The sequence below is a fragment of the Streptomyces sp. CO7 genome, from assembly GCF_053474865.1.
On the sequence record NZ_JBRIOU010000010.1, the window covers coordinates 162,414 to 167,592 of the forward strand.

The 5,179-nt window shown below is 73.0% G+C and carries 5 protein-coding genes; 4 read left to right on the forward strand and 1 reads right to left on the reverse strand.

Annotation, left to right across the window (positions count from 1 at the left end; all coding sequences use genetic code 11):
• Positions 1-110: 110 nt before the first annotated feature.
• The 3 genes from ACOV8S_RS29020 to ilvD all read left to right on the forward strand — a co-directional run bounded on the left by ACOV8S_RS29020 (position 111) and on the right by ilvD (position 3,558).
• A complete protein-coding gene (locus ACOV8S_RS29020) occupies positions 111-935 on the forward strand; it encodes a sugar phosphate isomerase/epimerase family protein (RefSeq protein ID WP_448321461.1) in 825 nt (274 codons plus the stop codon).
• Positions 932-1,546, forward strand: a complete 615-nt coding sequence (locus tag ACOV8S_RS29025) for a TetR/AcrR family transcriptional regulator (protein ID WP_448321462.1) — start codon at positions 932-934, stop codon at positions 1,544-1,546. Before ACOV8S_RS29020 ends, ACOV8S_RS29025 begins: the two co-directional genes overlap by 4 nt.
• Positions 1,547-1,704: 158 nt before the next feature.
• Positions 1,705-3,558, forward strand: coding sequence for a dihydroxy-acid dehydratase (ilvD, locus tag ACOV8S_RS29030; RefSeq protein ID WP_448321463.1), 1,854 nt, complete (start codon positions 1,705-1,707; stop codon positions 3,556-3,558).
• A 345-nt stretch (positions 3,559-3,903) separates the two neighbouring features.
• Here ilvD and ACOV8S_RS29035 read toward each other — a convergent pair whose 3' ends face one another.
• Positions 3,904-4,368 carry a GNAT family N-acetyltransferase gene (locus tag ACOV8S_RS29035; protein WP_448321464.1) on the reverse strand — a complete coding sequence of 155 codons (465 nt, stop codon included), beginning with the start codon at positions 4,366-4,368 and terminating at the stop codon, positions 3,904-3,906.
• A gap of 193 nt (positions 4,369-4,561) precedes the next feature.
• Between ACOV8S_RS29035 and ACOV8S_RS29040 the strand changes: the two genes are divergently transcribed.
• The coding region (locus ACOV8S_RS29040; protein WP_448321465.1) for a class I SAM-dependent methyltransferase at positions 4,562-5,179 on the forward strand (618 nt) is incomplete at its 3' end.

Here is a 5,179-nt window from a genome sequence, read left to right on the forward strand (position 1 = left end):
CCCCCCCCCCGGGGACAGGCGGGGGGCGGGCCGGGGAGGCGGCATCGCGGCGGCGGGAACCCCCCCCCGAGCCCCCGCCGCTTCCGCGCGCCTCCCGTACTCTTGCTGCCGTGGCAGAACCAGTCGTCCGCATCCCCGACGCGAAGGTCGCGCTGTCCACCGCCTCCGTCTATCCGGAGTCCACCGCGACGGCCTTCGAGATCGCCGCGCGCCTGGGCTACGACGGCGTCGAGGTCATGGTGTGGAACGACCCGATCAGCCAGGACATCGAGGCCCTGCGCCGCCTCAGCGACCACCACGGGATGCCGATCCTCGCCGTGCACGCCCCCTGCCTGCTGATCACGCAGCGGGTCTGGTCCAGCGACCCCTGGGTCCGGCTCCAGCGCGCCCGCTCCGCCGCCGAGCGGCTCGGCGCCTCCACGGTCGTGGTGCACCCGCCGTTCCGCTGGCAGCGCCAGTACGCGCGTGACTTCGTGTCCGGCATCTGGCGGATGGCCGACGAGACGGACATCCGGTTCGCCGTGGAGAACATGTACCCCTGGCGCTACCGCGACCGGGAGATGCTCGCCTACGCCCCCGGCTGGGACCCCACAGACGAGGACTACCGGCACTTCACGATCGATCTCAGCCACACCGCCACGGCCCGCACCGACACCATGGCGATGATCGGCCGGATGGGTGACCGCCTGGGTCACGTGCACCTCGCCGACGGCAAGGGTTCGGCCAAGGACGAGCACTTGGTCCCCGGCCGCGGCGACCAGCCCTGCGCCGAGCTCCTCGAGGGGCTCGCCGGCTCCGGCTTCGACGGCCACGTCGTCATCGAGGTCAACACCCGCCGGGCCATGTCCAACGCGGAGCGCGAGGCCGACCTGGCCGAGGCGCTGGCCTTCACCCGCCTCCATCTGGCCTCCCCGCTGCGGGTCAAGGGCCAGTGACCGCACAGCCGACCGGGCCACGCCGTGGCCGTGGCCGACCGCCCCGCGCCTCCGCCGAGACCCCGGCGGCCCGCGACCGCATCCTGACCGCCGCCCGTGAGGTGTTCGCCGAGCGCGGCTACGAGAAGGCCAGCGTGCGCGGCATCGCCAAGGCGGCCGACGTGGACCCCGCGCTGGTGCACCACTACTTCGGCACCAAGGAGCAGGTCTTCGAGTCGGCCGTGGAGGGCGCCTTCGCCCCCGTGCTGCGCACCCAGCCCCTGACCGACCTGCGTCCGGACCGCGCCGGGGAGCAGTTCGTCCGCATGTTCCTCGGCATCTGGGAGAACCCGGCGACCCGGGCCCCGCTGCTCGCCATCATCCGTTCCGCGGTCAGCAACGAGGCCGCCGCCGCCATCTTCCGCCGCATGGTCACCGGGCTGGTGCTCAGCAAGGTCGCCAAGGAGCTCGAAGCCCCCGACGCGGAACTGCGCGCCGAACTGGCCGCCGCCCAGGTGGTGGGCGTGGTGATGCTGCGCTACGTGATCAAGGTCGAGCCGATCGCCTCCGCCGATCCGGAGGAACTGGTCGCCCGCCTCGCCCCCGTCCTCCAGCACCACCTCACCGGTTAACCCGGCGCCCCCGCCGCCGGCTGAGCCGACGGAGCCGGCCCCGACCCGCGACGCGACGGGGCGCATCTCACGTCCCGCATTCCGGACAACCGTGTCCGACCGGTGGATGCCCGGCGTACTCTCGACAAGGCCAGTACTTCCTTAAGGAGCGAGCGACGATGCCCGAGCTGAGGTCCCGCACAGTCACCCACGGCCGCAACATGGCGGGCGCCCGCGCCCTTATGCGGGCCTCCGGTGTACCGGGTGCGGACATCGGCCGGAAGCCGATCATCGCCATCGCCAACTCCTTCACGGAGTTCGTGCCGGGTCACACGCACCTGCAGCCGGTCGGCCGCATCATCAGCGAGGCCGTCAAGGCGGCCGGCGGCATCCCGCGCGAGTTCAACACGATCGCCGTCGACGACGGCATCGCCATGGGCCACGGCGGCATGCTGTACTCCCTGCCCTCCCGCGACCTGATCGCGGACAGCGTGGAGTACATGGTCGAGGCGCACTGCGCCGACGCGATGATCTGCGTCTCCAACTGCGACAAGATCACCCCGGGCATGCTGATGGCCGCCCTGCGGCTGAACATCCCCACCGTCTTCGTCTCCGGCGGCCCGATGGAGTCCGGCCGGGCCACCCTGGTCGACGGCACCGTCCGCACCCTGGACCTGGTCGACGCCATCTCCGAGGCGGTCAACGACAAGGTCTCCGACGAGGACATCCTGCGCATCGAGGAGTCCGCCTGCCCCACCTGCGGCAGCTGCTCCGGCATGTTCACGGCCAACTCGATGAACTGCCTGACCGAGGCCATCGGCCTCTCCCTGCCGGGCAACGGCTCCGTGCTCGCCACCCACACCGCCCGCCGCGCCCTCTACGAGAGGGCCGCGAGCACGGTGATGGACCTGGTCGACCGGTACTACGGCCAGGACGACGAGACGGCCCTGCCGCGCACCATCGCCTCCTTCTCCGCCTTCGAGAACGCCATGGCGCTGGACATCGCCATGGGCGGCTCCACCAACACGATCCTCCACCTGCTGGCCGCCGCCCACGAGGCCGGCGTCCCGTTCGGTCTCGAGCAGATCGACGCCGTCTCGCGCCGCGTCCCCTGCCTCGCCAAGGTCGCGCCGAACGTGGCGAAGGACCGCACGTACTACATGGAGGACGTGCACCGCGCCGGCGGCATCCCCGCCCTGCTCGGCGAGCTGCACCGGGCCGGTCTGCTCAACGAGGACGTCCACTCCGTGCACAGCGCCTCGCTGGACGACTGGCTGAAGACCTGGGACGTGCGCGGCGGCTCACCGTCCGCCGAGGCCGTCGAACTCTGGCACGCGGCCCCGGGCTGCGTCCGCTCCGCCGAGGCGTTCTCCCAGTCCGAGCGCTGGGAGGCGCTGGACGTCGACGCGGAGGGCGGCTGCATCCGCTCGGCGGCGCACGCCTACTCCAAGGACGGCGGCCTGGCCGTGCTGCGCGGCAACCTCGCGGTCGACGGCTGCGTGGTCAAGACGGCCGGCGTCGACGAGTCCATCTGGACCTTCGAGGGTCCCGCGGTGGTCTGCGACTCGCAGGAGGAGGCCGTCGAGAAGATCCTGAACAAGCAGGTCACCGACGGCGACGTGGTCGTCATCCGCTACGAGGGCCCCAAGGGCGGCCCCGGCATGCAGGAGATGCTCTACCCGACGTCCTTCCTCAAGGGCCGCGGCCTGGGCAAGACCTGCGCGCTGATCACCGACGGGCGCTTCTCCGGCGGCACCTCCGGGCTGTCCATCGGGCACGCCTCCCCGGAGGCGGCGTCCGGCGGCACGATCGCGCTGGTCGAGAACGGCGACCGGATCCGCATCGACATCCCGGGCCGGTCCATCGAGCTGCTGGTCTCCGACGAGGAGCTGGCGCGCCGCGAGGAGGCGCTGGGCGGGCGGTACGCGCCGCGTGCCCGCGAACGCAAGGTGTCCGCGGCGCTCCGCGCCTACGCGGCGATGGCCACCAGCGCGGACAAGGGCGCGGTCCGCGACGTCACCCTCCTCGGCTGACACCGCCCTCGGCCGACACCGTCCCGGCGGCGCGACCCCTTCGAGGGCGGTCGCGCCGCCGGACCCGTTCGTCTCCCCGGCCCTGTTCGTCGCCCCGGCGCTGCGGGCCGTTGCGGTCGCCGCGAGCCCGAATGCCGCCGGCCTGGTGCCCACGGGAGCCGGAGAGCGCCGTTCCGGGTACCGCGCCCCCGAGGTGCCGTGCACCCAGGCCTGTCCCGGGGTGCGGCCCCCGCGTGGCGGGCGTCCGCGCAGTTTCCCCGCGCCCCTGACGGGGCCCGGTGGGGCGCCCGGCGGTTGCAAGGGGCGGCTCCGGTGTCCTCGCCGGTGGACCGGTGGCCGTTCCGGCTACTCCTCCGACTCCCGGACGAAGAGCGTCACCACCGCGCCCTCCGCGAACCCGTTCCGCCGCATCAGCGCGGCCGAGGCGGTGTTCTGCGACTCCACCTCCGTCACCACGGCGGCCGCCCCCGCCGCGAAGAGACCCGCGCAGCACTCCTCCACCAGCCGACGGGCGATCCCCCGGCCCTGGTGACCGGGATCGACGGCGATCCACTCCAGCAGGCCCCAGTCCGTGCGGCGGTCGAACCCGAGGGAGCCGAGCACGAACCCGGCGAGGCGTCCTCCGTCGAGCGCGATCCGGCAGGTCGATCCGTCGCCGTCGAGATGCCGGGCGACGGCCGACAGCGACCAGGACGTGTAGGGCTTGACGGTGGTGTCGTACACACGGCGGCCGAGAGCGAGGACCTCCGCGGCGTGCTCGACCGTCATGGGCGCCACGGTGACCCCGGCGGTGTCGGGTGATTCGGACATGGCCCCACGCTAGGACCGAGCGCCCCTTCCAGCACCTGGGCGGCCGAACCGCTCTTCCGTACGGAGCAACACCAATCGGTGCGCCCGACCGGAATGAGGAATTCCCGCGCAGGAATTGCGAGACTTCCGCCCCAGGAATCCCAACCCCCGAAAAACGGCCACGGCCCTTATCCGCCGTCCCCACCATGGGCACATGACCTCGCCCACCGCGCGCTCCGTGCCGTACGAGTCCCTGGTCCAGGCCCACGCCGAGCGGGCCCGTTCCTTCAACGGCGCGGCCGCCGTCTACGCCGCCGCGCGCCCGTCCTACCCGCCCGCGCTGCTGGACGCCGTCGAAGAACTGGCGGGCCGCCCCGTCGAGGGAGCCCGCGTGGCCGACGTCGGGGCCGGCACCGGGATCTCCACCGCGATCCTGCGCGCCCGCGGCGCCCGGGTCGTGGCCGTGGAGCCGGGCGACGGCATGGCCGCCCAGTTCCGCCGCGCCCTCCCGGACGTGTCACTGGTCAGGGGGGACGGCAACCATCTCCCGCTGGCCTCCGGCTCCGCGGACCTGATCACCTACGCCCAGTCCTGGCACTGGACCGACCCAGCGCACTCCTTCCCGGAGGCCCTGCGCGTCCTGCGCCCCGGCGGCGCGCTCGCCCTGTGGTGGAACACCGACGCCCAGGACGTCCCGTGGATCGCCGAGCAGGCCGAGCGCATCCGGCGGCACTTCGGCGACGCCCGCGCCAACAAGTCCGGCGGCGGCACCCGCACCCTCGACAAGGACCAGCATTTCGCCGGCGCCGGACTTGTTGGCGCGGGCGTCGCC